We start from the raw sequence: 20,072 nt of genomic DNA, 5'->3' as shown, positions 1-20,072 counted from the left end.
CGACATCCCGCCGCCCGCATCCGAGGTCCCGGTGTCAACCGTGGGGCGCCTCGCAGCCACGGTGAAGCGCCTGCGGGCGGAGGTGAGCGCCGCGCACGCCGAGGCGGACGGACGTGCGCTGGTCGAGCTGGCCAAAGGCATCCTGATCGAGCGGCTGGGGTGCGGTCCGGCCCAAGCCGCACGTCAGCTCACCGAGCTTGCCGGCCTGGCCGGGCTGTCTCCCCTCGAACTCGCCGCCGACATCGTCAACGAGGCCGCACGCGATCACGTGACCCAGGCCGCTCAGGACTTCGTCCGGCAGGCGAACAGCAGCCCCGCGAGCGACGAAGCACACGGCGACGGCAGTTCGGCCGCTGTGCGCCTGCGCACCGCCGAGAGCGGCGCGCTGGCCGCGAGTGACACCCAGGCCGTCGCCGAATCCCTCCTCCAGCACGCACTCGCACCCCTGGGCGCCACTGCGGTGGCTGTCTGGTCCGCAGGTCCTGATGCCTCACTCACCCTGTGCGGCCATGCCGGTTTCGCCGTCGGCGAGGCCGAGCGCTGGCGCTATGTACCGCCCGGTGTGGCGACCGTGGCACGCCAGGCGCTCACCGAACTGCGTACGGTGCGGGTCGGCTCCCTTGCCAAGGCCCGCATCCCGTCCGTCGGCCACCGGCAGAACCCGCAGAGCGGCCGTGTCGCTCTCCCTGCCGGCACCGGGGGCCGCATTCACGGTGTACTGGAGATCTGCTGGCCCCAGGAACTGCCCGACCAGTCTCCCGCCGTCGTCCGCCAGATCGAGGCCCTGGCCGAGCTGTGCGCCCACACTCTTGAGAGCATGCCCGCCGACGGGCTGCACCCTGACGACCGAAATCCGGCCGGGCTCGCCGAGCTCGTGAATCTGTCCGAAAGCCTGTACGACTCGGCTCTCGTGCTGACACCACACCTGGACGATGAAGGCGCCCTCGTCGACTTCCGGATCCTTCACGTCAACAGCCGCTTCCTGGACCCGGCAGGGCGCTCTCGCGGCGCGGTCGACGGCGCCCTCCTGCTGGAGGCCTACCCCCTGGCCGCCGGGGACAGCGAACTCTTCGAGAAGATCACACGTGTGTACGCCACCGGAGAACCCTTCCGGGCACATCGCATGACAATGACCGCCCTCATCGACGACGTGCCTCTGTCCTCCGTTGCCGACCTCAGCATGACCCGCCACGACGGGAGCGTGCTGCTGATCTGGCGTATAGAGGACGAGACGGCCCGGCTCGCCAGCCTTCTCCAGCACGCGCAGCGCCTGGGCCGGATCGGCGGCTTCGAAGAGAACCTCGTCACCGGGCAGATCACCTGGAACGGGACGCTCTTCTCCCTGTACGGGCGTTCCCTCACCGACATCCCGGTCCCCCTCCAGGACCTGGCCGACCACGCACACCCCGACGACGCCGTGGCCATCGGCCGGTTCCTGCGCGCGGTGCTCCACCACCGCAGGCCCGCGTCCACCGCCTTCCGCCTGGTGCGGCCGGACGGGGTGACCCGGCACATCCGGGTGATCGCCGAGCCGGTGCTCGACGCGGACGACCGTCCACTCGCCGTCCGGGGCGCCTACCAGGACATCTCCTCCCAGCACTGGACCGAGGTGGCTCTGGCGGCGACCCGCGACCAACTCGCCCACTCGGAGCAGGAATCGGCAGAACGCAACCGCCTGACCCTGCAGCTCCAACACGCCATCATGCCGCCGGCCCAGGCGCCGCTCAACGCGCCCGGGCTCGAAGTCGCCGTCCGCTATCGGCCGGCGGAGTCGGAGGCCGAGGTCGGGGGTGACTGGTACGACGCCGTCGTCCTCCCCTCGAAGCAGATACTGCTCTGCGTCGGTGACATCGCCGGCCACGGCATCAGGGCCGCAACAGGGATGGTCGTCCTACGGAACGCGATGCGCGGTCTCGCCATCACAGGGGCGGGCCCGGGGCAGCTCCTGTCCTGGCTAAACATCGTGGCTCACCACCTCACCGAACAAGTCACCGCAACAGCGGTCTGCGGTCTGTTCGACCCTGAGACCCGGGTCCTTCGCTGGGCCAGGGCCGGCCACCTCCCCCCCGTGCTCGTACGAGGCGAGGAGGCTTTCAAACTGCCCCTGCTGCGAGGTCTGCTACTCGGCGCCCTCGCGGAGGCCGAGTACGAGGAGGAGGAGATTCAACTCGAGGCCTCCGACACCCTTCTGATGTATACCGACGGACTCATCGAACGCAGGGACACGAGTGTCGAGGACTCCTTGACCCAGCTCCTCACCACGGCGAAGGCACCGGCGTCTTCACTGGACCGACGGCTCGATCGACTGCTCACCCACAGCGAGTCCGACACGGATGACGACACCTGCATCATCGGCGTCAGGGTGGAGTGAGGTACCCCCGAGGCGGCGCTTGTGCACGCCCCGTGGAGCTGTCACGAGAACGATCTCCGCGCTCAGGGGTCTCGGGGGTGGTAAGGGTGATCGGCGTGAGGCGACGCGTGGTCGAGCAGGTCCTTGCACGGCCAGGTCTCGTTGCACGGCGAGCTCTTGTCAGTCGTCGTCAGGGTGGAGCTTGCGGTTGGTGCCCGAGCGGCTGATGTCCAGGTCCAGGAAGGCGGTCAGTGGGGTGCCGCTGTTCCAGAAGCCGAGCAGATTGATGTCGATGAGGCACAGGCCGTGCCGGGCAGCGAAAGCGCGGGCCGGTTTGGTGAAGACGCAGGAGGCGACGAGGACGGGGGCATCAGCTTGATGCTCCGCTCTCGCCGTGCCGTTGAATGTCTGCAGGTCGCGGCTGCCCACGGTGCGGTGCTTGGCGTACCGCTTGCACTGGATCACGAGGCGACGACCATCCGGGAGGCGGCCGGTCACGTCCGCGCCCAGGTCGCCGGCGCCGCCGACACGCTTCACGTCGGTGCATCCGTCCCGGCGGCACAGCTCGGCGACGTACTCCTCGAACTGCCGGTCGTTCATCGCCCAGACCGTGTCCAGCGACCGGCGTGCCCGTCGTCGCGCCTCCTCAGCAAGCCGGGCTTTCTCCGCCTGTGCCTCGCGTCGCCCAGCACGCACCAGGCCTGTGACGACGACCCCGGCCGCCACAACGGCTAACGCCACCAGCAGCACTGTCCCCATGTGTGTTGCCCCTCCCACGCAGGTGTGTGTCGCCTGGTTACTCCCCACCGGACAGGCGGCCCAGACACCCCCGCGAGCCGAGGTTCGCGCGGGCCCCTGCCTCCGGAGACCGGTGATTTGCGTGATGCCCTCTCGCACGGTTCCCGCTCTAATCGCCAAGGACCGTGCGGGAGGCGCGCCGTCCGGCCGTCCGCAACGAACACCTCACGCGCACGTGCCCGCCACGACGAAGCGCCGCAGCAGACGACCGGCGCAGCCTGGAAAGGACATCGGACATGTCTCACCTCAGCCGGCGCCTGCGAGCAGTCAGCGCAGTGGCCGCCAGTACGTTGGCCCTGGTCGCCACCGGCGCCTCCACGGCCCCAGCCTTTGCAGTCGCTTCCGTGTACAGCGAGGGCTTCTCCAACGGACTCGGCACCTTCACCGCCTCCGGTTCCGTCAGCACCGGCACGTACGGTGCCCGCTTGAGCGGGTCGCTGCGCTCCGACCCGACCCTCACGTCCGCATCCGTCGACCTCGCGGGATACCGCGACGTGAGGGTGTCGTACACGCGCGCCGCGTCCGGTCTGGACCTCGGTGAGTCCTTCGAAGCAGCCTATTCGGTGGACGGTGGCGCCTACACCGCGTTGGAGTCGGCGCGCACCGCCACGGGCAGCGTGTCCTTCCCTCTTCCTGCCTCGGTCGCGAACCGCACGCTGCGGCTGCGGTTCTCCCTGGACGCCAACAGTGCGCTGGAGACCCTCACGGTCGACGACGTGCTCGTCGAGGCCGAGGCCGGAGGGGGCCCGACCGACCCGCCTCCCGGTTCCCTGCCGCCCGTGACGGACGTGACGGCGCCGGGGCCGTACGCAGTGACCATCGACAGCACCTCGGGCCCCGGCAACGACGGGTGGCTCGTCTACCCGACGAACGCCGGCCAGAACGGTGTGAACCACCCGATTCTCGTCTGGGGCCCGGGAGCGGGAGCGGACCCCGCGGACTACGAGGACATGCTGCGGCAGTGGGCGTCGCACGGCTTCGTCGTCTACAGCGAGGTCTCCTCCAGCAGCGGCGACTACATGGTCGATGCCCTCGACTGGCTGGAGGACCAGAACGCCGCCTCGAGCAGCCCGCTGTACCAGGACCTCGACACTTCCGAGGTGGCATTCGGGGGCCATTCGCGCGGGTCGATCGGTTCGTTCGACGTAGCCGGCGAGTCGCGGCTCGAGACCACCGTTCACGTGGCCGGCGGCTCCTTCGACGGCAACGGCCCGGCCGGTCTGCGCAACCCGGCTCTCTACGTCGGCGGCGACGAGGACTTCGCCACCGCGAACATGGAGCGTGACTACGCCAACACCGCCGTACCGGTGTGGTTCAACGTTCTCAACGACACCGACCACATCCTGGCCACTCGCAACGGCCAGCACATCATCACCGCCTGGCTGCGCTGGCACCTCGCGGACGAGGATTTCCGGCGCATGGAGGATTTCCTGAGCCCTGCCTGCACGTTCTGCGGCCTCGGCGACGTCCAGTACAAGAACTGGTGACCTCTACGTGAGCGGTCGCTGCCGCCCTGCTGCTCAGCGACGGCGGCGAGGCGGTAGTGACCCGGCCGGGACGGCGGGGTGTTCGGGTGGACCTCAGGGTGCAACCCGCTCGACCCGCCATCCATCGTCCGAGGGGTAGTTGAGGGCATGGAGTTCTTACACCCCTCCGGCGACTCGTTCTGCACAGGCTCCTGCTGAGTGCCGATCGGCCCGCTCCGCGCTGGGGTCTCCACGGTGAGCACCTGCGGTCGTGTCACGGAGTGCGGCTGATGACGACCTTCGCCCTTGGCGGAGCAGACCGTGCCGGATCAGTAACGGGCAGCAGAGAGCCCATGCCCCGTCGACGGCGACCGGTGTCCCACGGCCGAGCGCGAGGGCCGTCGTTACCCGTCCTGGCTCGCCGGCGAACCCTCACCCATCTCAGGTACCCACCTCGCCGTCGTCCGCGCGAATGCGCACGCCCGCTCCCGACACCGGACGGACTCGGAGCGCGTGAGTCCGTCCGCGCCCCGGCCGCGGAGGCGCGGCCGCGCGCGCCTGATGAGTGACTCCGCGAAGGCACAGCCACAGGAGCCTGTTATCTTTACGTGACTTTCGGCGCGACTCTCGGTCATGCTTTGGCCTTTGGATGCGCCGGATCCGTGGGATGGGTCATGTGCCCCCATCCTCCGAGTGATTCCGACCGATCAGCTGCCCCATGGGCTGAACCCGAGGATGCGCATGGCCTGTAGTTCCGCCGAAGGGTGTCCCGCCTAACCGGCGCGGTGACACGTTCCACGAGCCCCGGACGGGGCGGCCACGAAGGCCGGGACAGGCGAGCGCATGACCACTTCACACGTAAGGGCGCGGCCGCGGTGTGCGAGCCGGGCCAGGACTTTCATGGCTGGGCGGTATGACGAAGCATCACACCTTAGATTCGATCGTTCGTGCCGTGCGAAAGGCACTGCGGTCCGGGGGGCCACGCCGCAGAGCGACGGCAGGACAGCGCTCGCGACTGAGCCTGCGGCCGGACTATCCACGGGCGGGCCGGCACCGATGGCGACGGTGGGTGCCCTCGTGGCGGCTCTCTCTCGCCTCGTTCCTCATCTGCACAGCGGCACTCACGGCCGTGGTGGGCGTGGCCTACGCACGTACGGACCTGCCCGAGGACCTCAACTCGTTCGCCACCCAGCAGGACACCGTCTACTACTGGGCCGACGGCTCCCCCATGGCCCGTACCGGCTGGGTGAGTCGCCAGGAGATGCCCCTGTCGAAGATTCCCGAGTCCGTCCGGTGGGCCGTACTGGCGGCTGAGAACGCCAACTTCTACTCGGACCACGGTATTTCGACCAAAGGAATCACCCGCGCGATGTGGCGCACTGTGGGCGAGGGTGACACCCAGGGCGGATCCACCATCACCCAGCAGTACGTCAAGAACGTCTACCTCTCGCAGGACCAGTCCTTCTCACGCAAGTTCACCGAGATGCTCCTCGCGGTCAAGCTGGACCGCCGGCTGAGCAAGGACACCATCCTCGAGGAGTACCTGAACACCAGCTGGTTCGGGCGTGGCACCTACGGTCTGCAACGCGCCTCGCAGGCGTATTACGGCAAGGAGGTCACCCAGCTCAATGCCAGTGAGGGTGCTTTCCTCGCCTCCCTGCTCAAGGGCGCCTCCCTCTACGATCCTGCCGTCGACCCCGACAACCGGCAGCGCGCCGTCGAGCGCTGGAGCTGGACGCTGGACCGCATGGTGAAGATCGGCAGGCTGAGTCCCGCCGAGCGGGCTCGGTACACCACCTTTCCGGAGCCCAAGGCACCCCCCAGGCCGAACAATGCCGGCGGGCAGGACGGTTATCTCGTCGAGCTCGCGGAGTCGTACGCCAAGCGCGCGGGGCGCATCTCAGACGCCCGGTTCGATCTGGGTGGTTACCAGATCTACACGACGTTCGAGAAGCAGCGGACGGCAGCACTCACCACGGCCGTGCAGCAAGCCCGCGAAGAGCTCGATCCCCGGCGCCGCACGGCCGACCGGAACACCCGCTTCGGGGCCGCCTCCGTCTCTCCGGACGGCCGGATACTCGCCGTCCACGGCGGACCGGACTTCCAGAAGCAGGCTTTCAACGAATCCAACGCGAGTACCGTGCCCGCCGGGTCGGCCTTCACCCCGTTCGTCTACGCCGCCGGCCTCGAGTACGGGGTATCGCACGAGCGCGGTGGTCCTCGTACCCCGCTCACCCCCTCGACCCCGTACGACGGCGACAACGGCCTTCCGGTCACGACGCCGGAAGGACCTTACTGGGACCGTTCGGGCAAGATGGTCAAGGGCCACAACGAGGGCGATCGCTCCTACGGCCGCATCGGCCTCCACGACGCCCTGGCCCAGGGCGTGGACGCACCGTTCTGGCAGCTCGGCATGGACGTGGGCCTGGACCGGGTCCGCCGCATCGCCGAGGGCTCCGGGCTGCTCGCGTCCAGCTTCGGACCCCCCGTCCCCGCGTTCTCCCTGGGCAACTCCACTCCCAGCGCCATACGCATGGCCAACGCCTACGGGACGTTCGCGGCTCATGGTTCGCACACCACTCCGTACTCGGTGGCCAACGTCACCCGCAACGGCGAGTCGGTCCCGCTGGCCCGCCCGAAGGTCAGCCGCGCCATGAGATCCGCCGTGGCCGACGAGATCACCGCCTCCCTCGCCCGAAGCGGGACGAGCGACGACACCTTTGCCGCGCCGTTCTCCGGGAAGGCCGGCACGACACAGGACCAGACGGCGCACTGGTACGTCGGCTACACGCCCGAAGCGTCCACCGCCGTCGTCACGTACCGGATGAACCTGACGAAGAGCCTTGCACCGCTCCCCCTCGAAGGGCTCGGCGGCGACCCGGCGTCCGGCAGGGACTTTCCGGCCCAGATCTGGTCCAGCTACATGAAGGCCGTATCCAAGTGAATGAACGAGATCAGGGCCTGCAGGACACCGAACGACACGACAACCGACACGGAGCACCGCGCCCGACGATGGCCGAGCGCGCCGCGATGCTCGCCGACCGGGCTGGTATGAAGCGAATACGGGCCCGAATCCGCACCCGCCCCCGTGCCACCGCAGGACTGGTGGTCTGCCTCGCGACATCGCTCTGCGCGGCCCTCGTGCTGTTGCCCTCCGGTGGCGCATCCGACGACGCGACGCCCTCACAGGCCACCGAGACCGCTGCTGAGCCAAAGCCCCCCGCCCGGCAGAAGCGCGCCGGCGCGAAGAAGGCCGCTACGGAGGACTGGGACGGAAAGGTCAGGGTCCTGGGAGACGGCTCCACCTCCTACACCGGTCCGCAGCCCCGTCAGCTCAAGCCTGAGAGGCTCAAACCAGGTCAAAAACCACCGCAGTTCGTCGTCTTCTCGTGGGACGGCGCACTGGAGGGCGACGACCGGATGTTCTCCCGCTTCCGGCAGGTGGCGAAGGAGAGCGACGCACACATGACGTTCTTCCTCACCGGTATCTACCTGCTCCCGGAAGAGCGCAGCAGCCTGTACCTGCCGCCCCAGCACAAGGCCGGCGCCGCAGCCATCTCCTACCCCACACGCGAGCACATCCGCATGACGCTGGATCAGCTCGGCGGGGCGTGGAAGGACGGCCACGAGATCGGGTCACACTTCAACGGCCACTTCTGCGGGAAGAAGGGAGGCGGAGACTGGAGCACCGCGGAGTGGACCCGGGAAATCGACGCGTTCTATTCCTTCGTGCAGAACTGGAAGACCAACACCGGCTTCCAGGACCTGGATCCTCTCCCGTTCGACCCGACCCGCGAGGTCGTGGGCGGGCGGGCACCCTGTCTGGAGGGCCAGAAGACACTGCTCCCCGCCACCAAGGCTTTCGGATGGCGGTATGACGCGAGCTCACCCGGTGACTTCCAGATCTGGCCCTCGAAGAAGGACGGTATCTGGAACCTTCCTCTGCAGATGCTGCCCTTCCCGGGCAAGGACTTCCAAGTCCTCTCCATGGACTTCAACTTCCTCTACAACCAGTCGGACGGCAGCACCGAGGGTGACCCTGCGCTCCACGACCGCTGGCGCGAGCAGGCCCGGGACGCCTACCTCGCCGGTTTCGAAAGGGTTCTGCACGGCAGCCGCGCACCGATGTTCATCGGCAACCACTTCGAGGCCTGGAACGGCGGAATCTACATGGACGCCGTCGAGGACGTGATGCGCAACATCTGCCCCCGCGAGGAAGTGCGGTGCGTGTCCTTCCGTGAACTGACCGACTGGCTCGACGCACAGGATCCCGACGTGCTCGCCCAGTGGCGTACCCTCGACCCGGCTCAGCCGCCCGGCTGGTAGCGCCGAGCAGACCCGCCCCTGACGAAGCGGCCGGGGCGGGTTACCCGGGGCCTGCTGGTCGACAGGCACGTGGTGGCCCTGCCCGCCTGCCGGGTACGCCGTCAGCGGACACGGGCCGCCGTCGAGCCCGAACCGTCGCCCTGCATCATGTAAGCATGATCACCATTCACCTGACGTACGAGATCGACGCCGACAAGATTGAAGACTTCGAGGACTACGGGCGCCGCTGGGTCGGGCTCGTCAACCGTTTCGGCGGGACGCACCATGGCTACTTCCTGCCCAGTGAGAGCGACAGCGACATCGCCTACGCCCTCTTTTCGTTTCCCAGTCTCGCTGCGTACGAGCAGTACCGCACGGACAGCATGTCTGACCCGGAGTGCCAGGAGGCGTTCGAACTGGCTCGTCGCACGCGCTGCATCAAGCGGTATGAACGCCGCTTCCTCCGGCCACTGGGCAGCATGTCCTGAAACGTGTGCAGGACGTGTTCCAGGTCGGCCGACGTGAGCGGCCGGGGGCGGAGTTATCGATATGTCGGACCGGTCGAGTTGAAGGCCGCGGTCCGGCCCGGTGACGGCGGGCGTCGGATCGGCTCGGCGGCTGACTTCGATGGCTGGACCGTGGAGCAATCGGCGGCGGATCTGGGCGAACCCTTCACCTTCGTGGTCGGTATGGACGGTGCGCTTCGGCTGGCGCCGCGGCGAAGCGAGCACGTGGCCTGTGCCGGCGGAGACATGGTTCTGAGTGCCGGCGAGATCAGCTTCGTGCATGAGGGTGGCCGGTGGGCCGTGAGCGAGGTCAGCAACCAGTCCACCGGGTACTGCCCGGACGTCAGCTCCTGGGACGAGGTCGCCCTCGCTCTGGACGATGCGGAGCTCGGGCGGCCCTCCCGTTTCACTCACGAGGTGGTGTTCCGGCGGTGTCCCGACTGCCAGGAGCACAACATCGTGCGTGAGGACGACTTCGTCTGCGTATTCTGCGGCAGCGATCTGCCCGCGGTGTGGAACGTGGAACGAACCGCGTGACGGCCGAGGGCCAGAGCCGATCGTTGATGGCAGCGACGAGCAAGGTCGCCTCACAGCGGACGGCGAGCTTGTCGCATCGAGTGGCGACCGCGCGGTGTCTCTCGAAGCGAGTGATCCCGCACTCGACCGCGGGGCGCTCGCGGTAGTCGGTCGGGGCGGAGCGCGGCGGTCGGCCGCTGCGGGAGCTGAGCTACTGACGGTTGCGTGCACGGGGCGCCGGTCGTCGGCTGGTGCCTCCGGGAACCGGACTTCATCGGTGGGTTGGCGAGGTCGCACACGGGTGATCGGCAGGGCACCTTCGTTGGGATGGGTGACGTCGCAGTGGAGCTCGAAGAAGGCGGTGGCGGCTGCGCAGTCGGAGTCCTGAACCCTGGTGTCGTCGGAAGCTGGGCACATCGGCGGTTGCCCTTGAGGCGGCGTGTGACGGTGACTGGGTCGCTGACGTCTCGTTCGGTCGACGGCGGCCGTGCGTGAAGGACGCCCGTCACCCGGGGCAGGTGGCGGGCGCCGGTGCTGGTCGGTCAGTGCGCGTGCTGCGGCGCGACGGCCCAGGCGTACGCCTCGGCGAGGGACTTCAGGACATTGGAGGTGTGCTCGGGGCGATCGGCGTCGAGCTGGTCGGCAACCTCCTTGATCTTCGAGAGGATCGCTTCCTGTGCGTGCTCTTGGGGGGAGCGGGTGGTCATCACGGCGCCTTTCGGAGGGAAACGGCTGGGCTGTCTCCATGATGCTGTTCGTCACCGGCAACGGGTGTCGAACGACCCGCGTGTCTGGGCCTGCTCCTGCCGTCTGCAGACCCGGAAGGTGGGCGAGGCAGTCGGCGTCAGCCATGACCTGTGGGACTTACGCGTTCATCTGCCCGCGGCCCTTCTCGGAACGATGGCCGCGGCTGGCCACCCCAGTGAAGCCGCGCCGATATTGCCACAGCGTTGCCCGCCTCATTCGAGTGCCGGATGCAGCTCGGGGCGGGCGTCCCACCAGGTCCGGTGGAAGGGGTTGTTGTCCACATTGGCCAGGTACGCGCGGGCGGCCGCCCGGTACAGGAGTTCCGCCTGCCCTGCCGAGACCGTCGAGCGGTTCCAGGCCAGGCGGATCCGCCCGGTGATCGGCGTGCCGACGAGGGGTCGCAGGACGGTGCCCTGGGCGAACGGGGCCGTCGGCTGGCTGAGCGAGATCGCGCGGCCCGCGGCGATCAGCCCGTAATGCATCTTGCGGTCGGTGATCCGGTAGCGCAGTGACGGAACGAACCCGGCCTTCGCGCATGCCTCGACCAGCGCTTCGGGGCCGCCGTCGTCGTCCTCGACCAAGGTCATCCACGATTCGTCGGACAGGTCCGCAAGGTCGATGGACTCCTGCTCCGCGAGGGGGTGTTCGGCCGACATCCGGATGCAGAACGGTTCCTTGGGAATCAACGTCCTGGCCATCACCCCGACGGGGAGGGGGACTTCGTGCTCGTTGACCTCTCCGTACGCGACGGCGTCGTACTGTCCCGCTCCGAGCATACGAAGCAGTGCGGTCGCCGAGTGTTCCAGATCGACGGTGATCTCCTGCCCCGACATGGCCAGATCCGTCTGCTCCAGCAGTCCGTCGACCAGCACCAGCAGGATGCAGCCCAGCCGTAGCGGTCTGCCCGTGACGAACGCGCGCGACTCCGCGCCCAGCGCGTCCATCTCGTTGAGCACCCGGCGGGCTTTCCCCAGCACGAACTGGCCGAGCGACGTGGGCTCCACCCCGTGCCGGGTGCGGACGAAGAGCTCGCCGCCCGCCACCCGTTCGATCCGGCGCAGCTGCGCGGAGAGCGCGGGCTGTGACACCCCGAGCCGGCGCGCCGCGAGACCCAGGCTGCCCGCCTCCGCTATCCGGCAGACGGCTTGCAGATGCCTCAGTTCCAGCTGCATTTCAGCAGCGTACGCAGCGTGCCGCCGTCGCACCATAACTCGCGTCTTATGCCCGGCGGGATGTCCCTCACCGGTCATGCTCACGCCCATACTCGGCGGCGACGTACCCGTCTCCCCCACGCTTTGGAGCCCTGATGAAACGAAGAACGGTGACGGCCGGCCTGACACTGGCCATGGTCGCCGGGCTGACAGGCACCTCGGTCGCCCAGCACACAGAAGCCCCGGCGAGCACCGCCGAAGCACGCACGACCCCACTCTCGCGGGCGGTCGCCGCAGCGGACCGGGCCGTCGACAGCGGTCTCGACTCCCTGGTGAACTCCTCGCAGGAACAGTACGAACGGCGCCTCGTCACCCCCTGGGTGAAGGGCCTCTACTCCGTCGCCTACGAGCGCAGCTATCGCGGTCTGCCGGTCGTCGGCGGCGACGCGGTCGTGCTGGCCGACGGCGACGGTGACGTACGCGCCCTGCAGTCGGCGTCCTCCACGCGGATCGACGTGGCGACCGATCCGGCCGTCACTGCGAAGAAGGCCGAAACCGTCTCGCGGGCCGAACTGGCGAAGGTCGACAGGGTCCGCAGCAGCCGGCTGGTCGTCAGGCTGGACAAGGGCAGACAGACCCTCGCCTGGGAGACGGTCCTCTCCGGCCGTACGAAGAAGGCGCCCAGCAGACTTCATGTCTTCGTGGACGCCCGCACCGGCAAGGTCATCGGAACACATGACGATGTCGCGGCGGGAAGCGGCACCAGCAAGTGGAACGGTCCGGGGCCGATCAGCATCGACACCACCAGTTCCAGCGGGAGTTACAGCCTCCGCGACCCGAACCGGACCGGACTCAGCTGCGCGGACTACAGCACGGGCAGTGTCTTCTCGAAGTCGTCGGACTCCTGGGGAACGGGGAACCCCACGTCCAAGGAGACCGGCTGCGTGGACCTCATGTTCGCCGCGCAGAAGCAGTGGGACATGCTCGGCCAGTGGCTCGGCCGCAACGGGGTCGACGGCAGTGGCCGCACCTTCCCCGCCAAGGTCGGCCTGCCCGAGATGAACGCCTACTGGAACGGCAGCCAGGTCACCATCGGCCGCAACAGCGCCAACGAGTGGATCGCCGGAGCGGACGTGGTGGCCCACGAGTACGGGCACGCCATCGACACCACCACCCCGGGCGGCACCGGCGGTCAGGAGTCCGGACTCGGCGAGGGCACCGGAGACATCTTCGGCGCGCTGACCGAGGCGTACATGAACCAGCCCTCACCGTACGACGTCCCCGACTTCACCGTCGGTGAGATGATCAACCTGCAGGGCCGGGGACCGATCCGGAACATGTACAACCCGCCGGCTGTCAACAACGACCCGGCCTGCTACAGCTCTGCGATACCCGGCACCGAGGTGCACGCGGCGGCCGGACCGCTGAACCACTGGTTCTATCTGCTGGCGGAGGGCACGAACCCGGGCGGCGGGAAGCCGAGCAGCACCACCTGCAACCAGACCACCCTGACCGGTGTCGGCATCCAGAACGCCGGAAAGATCTTCTACGGCGGGATGCTGCTCAAGACCAGCAGTATGTCGTACAAGAAGTACCGTACGGCGACGCTGAGTTCGGCCAAGTCGCTCGACCTCGCCACGTGCGGGCTCTTCCTGAAGACCAAGGCCGCGTGGGACGCGATCAGCGTGCCGGCCCAGGCCGGCGACCCGACCTGTACACCGACCGGGCAGAACAGCGACTTCTCCCTGGCTCTGAACCCCTCGGGCGGCACCGTCCAGCAGGGCGGCTCGGTCACCACATCCGTGGTCACCAACACCACCACAGGTACGGCCCAGCCGGTGACCCTCACCGCCACCGGCCTGCCCTCCGGAGTGACCGCCTCCTTCAACCCGGCCACGGTCCAGTCCGGCCAGTCCTCGGTCCTGACCCTCTCCGCGGCCACCACCGCCGCGCCCGGCGCATCCACCGTCGTCATCAAGGGGCAGGGCACATCGCTCGCACACACCGTCGACTACACACTCAACGTCGGCGGAACGCAGCCCGGCACCGACCCGCCTGACATCGCCGTCGCCAACGTCCAGGCGCACCTCGCGCAGTTCGGCACGATCGCCGCGCAGAACGGCGGCCACCGACGGGCCGGCAGCTCGGGCTACACCCAGTCTCTCGCCTACGTGAAGGGCAAGCTGCAGGCGGCCGGGTACACCGTCACCGAGCAGAACTGCTCCTCCTGCACCTACCCGTCCAACAACCTCATCGCCGACTGGCCGGGAGGCCCCGCCGACCAGACCGTCATGTTCGGCGCGCACCTCGACGGCGTCGCGGCGGGCCCCGGGATCAACGACAACGCCTCGGGCTCCTCGGCCCTGCTGGAGAACGCGCTCGTCCTCGCGCAGAAGAACCCCACCATGACGAAGCACGTGCGCTTCGCCTGGTGGACGGACGAGGAACAGGGCCTCAACGGCTCCGAGTTCTACGTCAACCAGCTCAGCAGCGCCCAGCGCACGGCGATCAAGGGCTACTACAACTTCGACATGGTCGGCTCCACCAACGCCGGCTACTTCATCAACAACGTCAACTCCACCACCTCCGTCCCACTCAAGGCGTACTGGACCTCTCTCAACCTCGCACCTGAGGAGAACGTCGAGGGCCAGGGACGCAGCGACGACGCGTCCTTCCAGGCAGCGGGCATCCCCACCTCCGGGTACGCGGCCGGTGCCAGTGCCCGCAAGACCTCGGCGCAGGCGGCCAAATGGGGCGGCACGGCCAACGCCGCCTACGATCCCTGCTACCACAGCTCCTGCGACACGACGAACAACATCAACGCGACAGTCCTGGACCGCAGTGCGGACGGTGTCGCGTACGCCGTCTGGAAGCAGGCCGTCGGCAGCGACGTCCCGGCGCAGGACTTCTCCCTCTCCACCAGCCCGTCCTCCGGCAGCGCCGCACCGGGTGGCAGCGTCACCTCGACGGTGAACACCACCACCCTGAGCGGCAGCGCGCAGACCGTCGCGCTCTCGGTCTCCGGCGCGCCGAGCGGCGTGACCGCGACGCTGAGCCCGTCCTCCGTACAGTCGGGCAACTCCTCGACCCTCTCCGTACAGATCGGGGCCGCCACCCAACAAGGCACCTACACCCTCACGGTCACCGGCTCCGGAACGGTGAGCCACAGCACCACCTACACACTCACCGTCGGCGGGGGCGGCGGCACCTGCACCGCACGTCAACTCGTCTTCAACGGCGGCTTCGAGAGCGGCACCAGCCCCTGGACCGCCACCTCGGGCGTCATCACCAACCAGGCGGGACAGCCACCGCACGGCGGTTCCTACAAGGCGTGGCTGAACGGGTGGGGCACCACCCGCACGGACAGTGCCGCCCAGTCGCTGACGATCCCGTCGGGCTGCACCACGCACCGGCTGTCGTTCTACCTGCACATCGACACCGACGAGACCGAGAGCGTCGCCTACGACACCTTCACCGTGTCGGTCGGCAGCCGGACCCTGGCGACGCTTTCGAACTTGGACGCGAACACCGGATACGCGCTGAAGTCCTATGACGTCTCCGAGTTCGCCGGACAGACGATCACCCTGAAGTTCAACGGCGTGGAGGACCAGTCCCTCCAGACCTCGTACGTCGTGGACGACGTCACCCTCCAGGTGAGCTGATCGCTGATCCGCAGCACGTCCGGATGACCCATGACCGGCGTCCGCCCGGGGCCTCACGGCCCGGGCGGACGCCGGTCCCATGAGTCGTTCCGGGGTGGGCCGGTACGGTGTATCCGCGTCCCGACCATGGTGAGTGTCGGTAGGTTCGGATATTCGGTCGTGCGGAACAGGCGGCGGGGCAGCCGGTTCAGTTCAACTGGACCGCAGAAGACGCAGAGGGGCCCAGCGCCCCGAGCCGCTGAGACGGCTGTGTCCCGTGGCTCGGGCCGATATCGCATGGCAACCGCGCCCCCAGCCAGGCAGGGTGTGGCGTGATGAGCTATCACGACGAGAAGTCCCGCACCCTGTCCTACGCCCGCCACGACACGCTGGAGGGGCTACTCCAGCGCGGCCGGGGGCTGGGCGCGGAGCGCGCACGGTGTGACCCGGAGGCCGCCGTGCCATTCGTGTACGACGGGATCCGCCGGGACTGGAAGTGGGACTACCAGAGCGACACCCGCTACCTCTACCAGGCGCGGCTGATCCGGGACCTGAAGCTGTCGCCGATGCCGGTCGTTGACCAGTTGGCGGGGGACGAGGAGGAGTGCTCGCGGGCCGCCGGGGTGCTGGAGCTGCTCGCCCTCGCCGGTTCGGACGAGGCCCGGGAGGGGCTTCGGGCATACATCCGGGAAGGCAAGCGCTGGGTCCCCGTACTGGAGTCGGTCGCGGATTACTGGCCGGCCGAGTGGTGGGAGGACCTGGGCGATGTCGCGCGCGCCCGGATCGGCGGGGAGGAGGATCTTCCGTGGTCTTTCGAGCCGTGGAGCCGGTTCGGGATCGAGGTGCCGGGCCGCCGGTTCCCTCCGCGGCCGTCCCTTGGCGGGCTGAGCGACGAGGAGCTGCTCGCCCTGCTGGCTGCCAGCGGCACGGAGTTCAGCATGAAGATCGATGCGCTGCGTGCGCTGGCTGTGCGGGACCCGGCCGAGGGGCTGATCCCGCTCGTGCCGTCGCTCGGAACCCCGGACGGCCGCCGGTCCCTGCCCCTGCTCCGGCGGGCGGTCGACCGCCTCGGAGCCCTCGCCGTGCCGGCGGCTCGTGGGTGGGCCGTGGACGGTCGGGAGTGGCTGGCCCGGCTGGGGGCGGACGTTCTGGCCGACCACCCCAGGCCGGAGGCGCTACCGGTGCTCGTGGCCGAACTTACCGAACAGTGGGAGGCCCGCGACTGGTGCGGTCCCGACACCACGGCGACGAGACTGGCCCGCTTCGGAGCTGAAGCCGCCGACGCAGTGCCCGTCCTCCGGCGCTACTGGCGGCACACCCCGCACTCGTACGAGCGCGCTGACTACCTGGCAGCGCTCGCCGCGATCGACCCGTCCGGCTTGGACGACGCATACACCGAGTCGCTCTGGGACTGCGAGGAACGGGCACGGCTGCTGGCCATCGCTTCGGCACCCCACAACCCGCAGACCCTGCACCGCATCGCCGTACTCCGCGACGACCCGATGGAGACACCAGAGGTACGGGCCGCTGCCGGAACGCGGTTGGCCCCGTAACCGGCCCTGAGTCTCCCTGACCCACCTTGGACGGCAGAGCGAAGGCGATGGTCAGAAGCTCCAGCTGTAGAGGCCGCCACCGGTGTTCACCGCACTCACCGCGAGCCGGGCAACTCCCTGCAGGACCGCCAGTAGGTCATCGTCGGTCATGTCGTCCCCGTCCTCTGACGAGAGCCGCGTGGTCCAGCGGCCTGCGAGCTCTTCGAGTTCGCCAGAGCTCGCATTGGCCAGCGCTCGGGTCAAGCGCTTTGGCAGAGCGAACACCTCAACGCCATCGTTCAAGGGAGCGGTGACCCACTCCGGCCACGCCCACCCGAGAAGCTGCTCAATCGGCGGGGCCTCGGCCGAAGGCTCCTCGAAGTACATTTCCCACTTGGCGATGGAACTGTCCGGCTCGATAAAGCGGCAGGTCACAGACTCAAAGGCCTCACTCGGTCCCCGCATGCGCGTCGCAGCCGCGTCTCGTCATCAAGGGCGAGGAAGAACACTATGTCGTGGGCCACCCGAGCATGATGGCAGGCCGCCGAGCAGACGCGGGCGCTGCGTAATCGATCTCAACCATCTGATCGTAGGGCCACCTCGGCTGCGTAGGAGCTTCTGATGGCCCCGGCTGCCCATCGGTCGGCAGCAGCGGGGCTGATGCCGAGGAGCCGTTCGAGGACGCCCGCCGGCATCGTGGTGCAGATGTCGAGGAGGGCCGCGCAGCGAGCGGCCTCGGAGGGGAGCAGCGATCTTCCGGAGTCGGGAGAGAAGTTGCTTGCTGGTCAGGTGCTTTCCCGGCTGCTGGGTCGGAAAGAGCCAGGGTGCGTTGGACTCGTTTGCCATCACGGTGTGCTAATGATCATTGGCGATGCCGACGAGTTGGAGGACCAGGTCGTCCAGGGGCGGCAGTAGCCTCAACGGGATCTCGCGGAGCTGAAGGGCGACGCCCTTGTCGTTGTGGATGACGTGTGCGGTGGTCAGACGGCAGGTTCGGGCGGGGGTCTGGCCGTAGAGCAGGACCATCAGTCCGGCGACGCGGTCCTTGGTCTCGATCGAGTCGTTGTTCAGGAGCCGGCGAGCGATGCTCCAGCGGGCGGTGGAAGACGCGCCGGGGGCGGGCGGGGATGCTGATGTTGAAGGCGAACTTGCTGCGGACTGCCCAGGTGACGAACGGGCGTGCGCTGTAGGGGCCTTGGTGGTCTTCGGAGGTGAGCCAGAGGTCGATATGTGTCTGCTGGCAGGTACCCAGCGTCTCGGCCTGGTCCTTGATCCACCTGAGCAAGGCGATGGCCTTGGCGATCTGGGTCTGGATGATGTCGGCCGCCTGGACGGATATCGCCTTGCCGCGGGATCGTCGTCTGAGGCGTGCGATGCGGTCCCAGCGGGCGAACGCGGTGATCAGCTTGCGGTCTTCGGTGTCGTTGATGGTGGCGAGCTTCCGTTCGATCCACCGTTCCAGCTGGGCCATGTACTCGTCGCGGACAGGCAGGACGCCGGCGGAGACGAGTACGGCACGAAAGTATTCGACGGCCTTGTCTGTCTGTCCGGCCATTCACGCCCACGGCCCCCTGGTAGGTGCGGAGCGTCGTCTTGGCACGGTCGTGGCGCATCACCAGGTCGGCCATCCACTCGTCGATGTCCGCAGCCGTCCACTTCCGATGGGTACTCGTTCGTGAAGTCCCTGAACTGCTCGACGATCTTGCGGCGGTCGCTGACCGTCTTCTTCTGAAGGCCACGGCCGCCTATCTGCTGGCGTGCCCATCCCGCAAGCATCGCCTCCAAGACCGCGTCCTCGGGATGCAGCAGGTACACCCCCGAGACCAGCTCCAGCCGAGCCGATCCAGCGACTTCTCGCATACCTTCGGACACTCCCCACCCCCTCTCGCTAGAGGGCAGAATCATGCATCTAACGACTGATCACTACCAAACCGCCAGGTCAGAGCTGCAACCACATCGACATCACGCACAGAACGGGGACGCTAAACTCGCCGCAGTACAGCGGCATGGACCCTGTGCGGATCACGCATCTGATGCAATTCCCCGGGGTTGACTCGTATCGGAGCACGGCCTCCTCACCGACCGTGAGGCGTTGCGTCACCGCTGAGGTTGTCAGGCCCCTGGGGCACGCAACCCTCTACCGCAGACATGCCCGGCACCATCCAGCAACGCGCCCGCCTCCTCCCCGGACGTTCACATGAGCCGCCCGTATCTGGCGACTGCACGGGCGGGGCGGCACATGAACCTGAGGCTTCGCCTCCTGCGCTCCGAGAGGGGTTCTCCGAGCGCGCGAGATTCTTGCATGGGAACAAGCGTGCAGGGCAGAAGCGGTGCACGGGCCCGTCGGGGGCCTGAAACGGTGGTCATGATGCCGTCGCTGTCGATACGGAATAGCGCGGCCGCCTGACCCGCACCATGTATCCGCGAGAGCGAGAAGAGCGCCGTTCCACGACGAATCGCGGTTTCCGCTTCCGCGGCCTGAGGAGGTTCTTAACAAGTGAGCGCAGCTGCCAAGAAGAAGTCCAGGTCCAGCGTGTTCCTGTCCCTCGGCACCACAGCCTTCGGTGCGCTGAGCGTCGCCAAGCAGGCCAAACTCGCCCGGAAGGAGAGCGACCCCCTCCGCTTGGCCGACGCCATCATCTCGTCAGCCAAGATTGTCACCGGTCTCGCGATCCTCTATCGCGAGCTCAAACGCCTCGGTGACGATGACGTCCTGCTGGGGTGAGACGAGGCTGACCCGCGCCCGAAAGCCGACGTCGGGCTCGGGCAGTCCCGGGTGCGTGAAGTGCAGCGCTTTGGAGATCATCTCGACTGGCTTGCTCACCAGTCTGACTGGCGTGATGGCGAAAGGGATCTGACAGGTCCGAATCCAGTAGATCGCTGCATGAATGGATCTCAGATCCATTCGATCACCGACCCGACCGGTCCCCGAGTATTCCGCAAATCCGCCCCCGGCGCGGGGCACGGGCCTTCCCCCGTGAAGGTGGGCACGCGGTTATTGATCACGCAGCGAGCGTGAGTTTAGCGGTGTGGTGTCGGTGTTCATATTCGTTGGGGCTG

At 68.0% G+C, this 20,072-nt stretch carries 13 protein-coding genes and 1 pseudogene; 9 read left to right on the top strand and 5 right to left on the bottom strand.

Features of this window, described 5'->3' with window-relative positions; translation table 11 throughout:
* Nucleotides 1-4 precede the first annotated feature (4 nt).
* On the top strand, nt 5-2,371 hold the full coding sequence (locus tag ABZS61_RS34070; protein ID WP_356430187.1) for a SpoIIE family protein phosphatase: 2,367 nt from the start codon (nt 5-7) through the stop codon (nt 2,369-2,371).
* Between the two features lie 159 nt (nt 2,372-2,530).
* On the opposite strand, the gene ABZS61_RS34065 is transcribed toward ABZS61_RS34070, so the two are convergent.
* Nucleotides 2,531-3,109, bottom strand: coding sequence for a restriction endonuclease (locus ABZS61_RS34065; protein WP_356430174.1), 579 nt, complete (start codon nt 3,107-3,109; stop codon nt 2,531-2,533).
* A 275-nt stretch (nt 3,110-3,384) separates the two neighbouring features.
* Between ABZS61_RS34065 and ABZS61_RS34060 the strand changes: the two genes are divergently transcribed.
* The 5 genes and pseudogenes from ABZS61_RS34060 to ABZS61_RS34040 all read left to right on the top strand — a co-directional run bounded on the left by ABZS61_RS34060 (nt 3,385) and on the right by ABZS61_RS34040 (nt 9,962).
* Nucleotides 3,385-4,635, top strand: coding sequence for a hypothetical protein (locus ABZS61_RS34060; RefSeq protein ID WP_356430171.1), 1,251 nt, complete (start codon nt 3,385-3,387; stop codon nt 4,633-4,635).
* 1,000 nt (nt 4,636-5,635) lie between these two features.
* Nucleotides 5,636-7,558, top strand: a pseudogene (locus tag ABZS61_RS34055) (transglycosylase domain-containing protein); the annotation flags it as partial.
* Between the two features lie 68 nt (nt 7,559-7,626).
* A complete protein-coding gene (locus ABZS61_RS34050) occupies nt 7,627-8,940 on the top strand; it encodes a hypothetical protein (protein WP_356430168.1) in 1,314 nt (437 codons plus the stop codon).
* A gap of 155 nt (nt 8,941-9,095) precedes the next feature.
* Nucleotides 9,096-9,407: an NIPSNAP family protein gene (locus tag ABZS61_RS34045; RefSeq protein WP_356430165.1), complete on the top strand. Its 312-nt coding sequence runs from the start codon at nt 9,096-9,098 to the stop codon at nt 9,405-9,407.
* A gap of 33 nt (nt 9,408-9,440) precedes the next feature.
* Nucleotides 9,441-9,962, top strand: coding sequence for a hypothetical protein (locus ABZS61_RS34040; protein ID WP_356430163.1), 522 nt, complete (start codon nt 9,441-9,443; stop codon nt 9,960-9,962).
* 521 nt (nt 9,963-10,483) lie between these two features.
* Here the strand turns inward: ABZS61_RS34040 and ABZS61_RS34035 are convergent.
* Both ABZS61_RS34035 and ABZS61_RS34030 read right to left on the bottom strand, forming a co-directional pair.
* The gene (locus ABZS61_RS34035) at nt 10,484-10,648 is read right to left on the bottom strand and encodes a hypothetical protein (RefSeq protein WP_356430160.1); all 165 of its coding nucleotides are present in this window, start codon (nt 10,646-10,648) and stop codon (nt 10,484-10,486) included.
* A gap of 252 nt (nt 10,649-10,900) precedes the next feature.
* On the bottom strand, nt 10,901-11,860 hold the full coding sequence (locus tag ABZS61_RS34030) for a LysR family transcriptional regulator (protein WP_356430157.1): 960 nt from the start codon (nt 11,858-11,860) through the stop codon (nt 10,901-10,903).
* A gap of 134 nt (nt 11,861-11,994) precedes the next feature.
* On the opposite strand from ABZS61_RS34030, the gene ABZS61_RS34025 reads away from it, so the two are divergent.
* Together ABZS61_RS34025 and ABZS61_RS34020 are read left to right on the top strand one after the other, a co-directional pair.
* The gene (locus ABZS61_RS34025; protein ID WP_356430155.1) at nt 11,995-15,501 is read left to right on the top strand and encodes a M28 family peptidase; all 3,507 of its coding nucleotides are present in this window, start codon (nt 11,995-11,997) and stop codon (nt 15,499-15,501) included.
* Between the two features lie 314 nt (nt 15,502-15,815).
* The gene (locus ABZS61_RS34020; protein ID WP_356430152.1) at nt 15,816-17,033 is read left to right on the top strand and encodes a hypothetical protein; all 1,218 of its coding nucleotides are present in this window, start codon (nt 15,816-15,818) and stop codon (nt 17,031-17,033) included.
* A gap of 51 nt (nt 17,034-17,084) precedes the next feature.
* Here the strand turns inward: ABZS61_RS34020 and ABZS61_RS34015 are convergent, their stop codons facing one another.
* Nucleotides 17,085-17,447, bottom strand: a complete 363-nt coding sequence (locus ABZS61_RS34015; protein WP_356430149.1) for a hypothetical protein — start codon at nt 17,445-17,447, stop codon at nt 17,085-17,087.
* 427 nt (nt 17,448-17,874) lie between these two features.
* Nucleotides 17,875-18,567, bottom strand: coding sequence for a hypothetical protein (locus ABZS61_RS34010; protein ID WP_356430146.1), 693 nt, complete (start codon nt 18,565-18,567; stop codon nt 17,875-17,877).
* A gap of 942 nt (nt 18,568-19,509) precedes the next feature.
* On the opposite strand from ABZS61_RS34010, the gene ABZS61_RS34005 reads away from it, so the two are divergent.
* Complete coding sequence (locus ABZS61_RS34005) at nt 19,510-19,737, top strand: hypothetical protein (RefSeq protein ID WP_356430143.1); 228 nt, start codon at nt 19,510-19,512, stop codon at nt 19,735-19,737.
* Nucleotides 19,738-20,072 lie beyond the last annotated feature (335 nt).

This window comes from Streptomyces sp. NPDC005566 (assembly GCF_040605575.1).
Classification (GTDB): domain Bacteria; phylum Actinomycetota; class Actinomycetes; order Streptomycetales; family Streptomycetaceae; genus Streptomyces.
Note: the sequence above shows the minus strand (reverse complement) of the source record. Positions and strands in the feature narration are given on the sequence as shown.

Excerpts from the sequence above, each read along its gene's own strand:
- ABZS61_RS34065 (WP_356430174.1), bottom strand. The coding sequence starts at position 3,109 with ATGGGGACAGTGCTGCTGGTGGCGTTAGCCGTTGTGGCGGCCGGGGTC.
- ABZS61_RS34025 (WP_356430155.1), top strand. The coding sequence starts at position 11,995 with ATGAAACGAAGAACGGTGACGGCCGGCCTGACACTGGCCATGGTCGCC.
- ABZS61_RS34050 (WP_356430168.1), top strand. The coding sequence starts at position 7,627 with ATGGCCGAGCGCGCCGCGATGCTCGCCGACCGGGCTGGTATGAAGCGA.
- ABZS61_RS34035 (WP_356430160.1), bottom strand. The coding sequence starts at position 10,648 with ATGACCACCCGCTCCCCCCAAGAGCACGCACAGGAAGCGATCCTCTCG.
- ABZS61_RS34010 (WP_356430146.1), bottom strand. The coding sequence starts at position 18,567 with ATGGCCGGACAGACAGACAAGGCCGTCGAATACTTTCGTGCCGTACTC.
- ABZS61_RS34020 (WP_356430152.1), top strand. The coding sequence starts at position 15,816 with ATGAGCTATCACGACGAGAAGTCCCGCACCCTGTCCTACGCCCGCCAC.
- ABZS61_RS34030 (WP_356430157.1), bottom strand. The coding sequence starts at position 11,860 with ATGCAGCTGGAACTGAGGCATCTGCAAGCCGTCTGCCGGATAGCGGAG.
- ABZS61_RS34060 (WP_356430171.1), top strand. The coding sequence starts at position 3,385 with ATGTCTCACCTCAGCCGGCGCCTGCGAGCAGTCAGCGCAGTGGCCGCC.
- ABZS61_RS34045 (WP_356430165.1), top strand. The coding sequence starts at position 9,096 with ATGATCACCATTCACCTGACGTACGAGATCGACGCCGACAAGATTGAA.